The sequence below is a fragment of the Streptomyces pathocidini genome (assembly GCF_001418495.1).
GTDB classification, from domain to species: Bacteria; Actinomycetota; Actinomycetes; order Streptomycetales; family Streptomycetaceae; genus Streptomyces; species Streptomyces pathocidini.
The window spans coordinates 1-1,496 of record NZ_LIQY01000293.1 but is presented as its reverse complement, the minus strand read 5'-3'; the positions used below and the strand labels follow the sequence as shown (position 1 = coordinate 1,496).

Sequence of the window (1,496 nt, the reverse complement as noted above, 5' to 3'; positions counted from 1 at the left end):
CTACACCTCCGGCACGACCGGCGCGCCGAAGGGCGCGCTCATCCCGCGCGGCGCGGTGGCCGCCGACCTCGACGCGCTCGCCGAGGCCTGGGAGTGGACACCGCAGGACACGCTCGTCCACGGCCTGCCGCTGTTCCACGTACACGGCCTGGTGCTGGGCGTGCTGGGCGCGCTGCGGGTCGGCAGCCGCCTGGTGCACACCGGCCGCCCCACGCCGGAGGCGTACGCGGCGGCGGGCGGCAGCCTCTACTTCGGTGTCCCGACGGTGTGGGGCCGGGTCGTGCGCGACGCGGCGGCGGCGCGGGCGCTGGCCGGTGCGCGCCTGCTGGTCTCCGGCAGCGCGCCGCTGCCCGCGCCGGTCTTCCGCGACCTGGCGGCGCTCACGGGCCACCGCCCGGCCGAGCGGTACGGGATGACGGAGACCCTGATCACCGTCTCTACGCGCGCGCGTGGCGACCGCCGCCCCGGCTGCGTCGGCACGCCCCTGCCCGGCATCCGCACCCGCGTAGCGGCCGAAGAGGGCGCGGACATCGGCGAGTTGCAGCTGACCGGCCCGACCCTCTTCAGCGGCTACCTGGGCCGCCCCGAGGCGACCGCCGCCGCGTACACCGAGGACGGCTGGTTCCGCACCGGCGACATCGCGGCCGTCGAACCCGACGGCACCCACCGCATCGTGGGCCGCGCCTCCACGGACCTGATCAAGACCGGCGGCTATCGCGTCGGCGCGGGCGAGGTCGAGAACGCGCTGCTGGACCACCCGGCGGTCCACGAGGCCGCGGTGGTCGGCGCCCCGCACGACGACCTGGGCCAGCAGATCGTCGCGTACGTCGTCGCCGAAGGCGTCACGGAAGCCGACCTGACGGCCTTCGTCGCCACCCACCTCTCCACCCACAAACGCCCCCGCCGCGTCGTCTTCCTGGCAGCCCTCCCCCGCAACGCCATGGGCAAGCCCCAGAAAAAACTCCTCCCGCCGTTGTGAAGTGGTGTACCGGGGGTGTCCGGTAATCGCCCGAGTCCCCCCCTTCGCGCCGTTGCCACCCGTGATCGCCATCCCTGCACTCAGTAACCGAAAGGGGTCTGGGGGAGGCGCTGGACGCGTTGGACGGCCTGCCGTTGCCGGGCGGGCACGGGGACCTTCGTGCGGCCGGGCTGCGCAGCCGGATCAGCGAGGCGCTGGGGCGAGCGGACCCTTGATCCGGCTCAGCCAGGATCCGGCTCAGCGAGCGGAGAACACCACGATCCTCAACCCGCCGGACACTGCTCCTCCTTGGCTCTCGGTCACCACATGGTCCCAGGCGGGTGTCCGCCGGTGAAGACGAAGCGCCCTGACGCCACTCTTCCGCGGCACGCCTTGCCTGGCTGCATAAGGTCATGCACAGTTCTTGGTGGCTGAATAGTCGGTGGAGTGGAGGGCGGCGGGGTATGGGCGACGGCGGTGCGGGTGGGGCGGCCGCGCGGTTGCAGCGGCTGTTCGAGGGGCGGCGGCTGACGCCGAC

Annotated in this window: 1 protein-coding gene; it reads left to right on the top strand. The window is 73.7% G+C overall.

Going from position 1 to position 1,496, the window contains the following annotated elements; all coding sequences use genetic code 11:
* Window positions 1–979 (top strand): AMP-binding protein (locus tag AOK16_RS15270; protein WP_055472799.1); only part of this gene is annotated, 979 nt, incomplete at its 5' end.
* Window positions 980–1,496 lie beyond the last annotated feature (517 nt).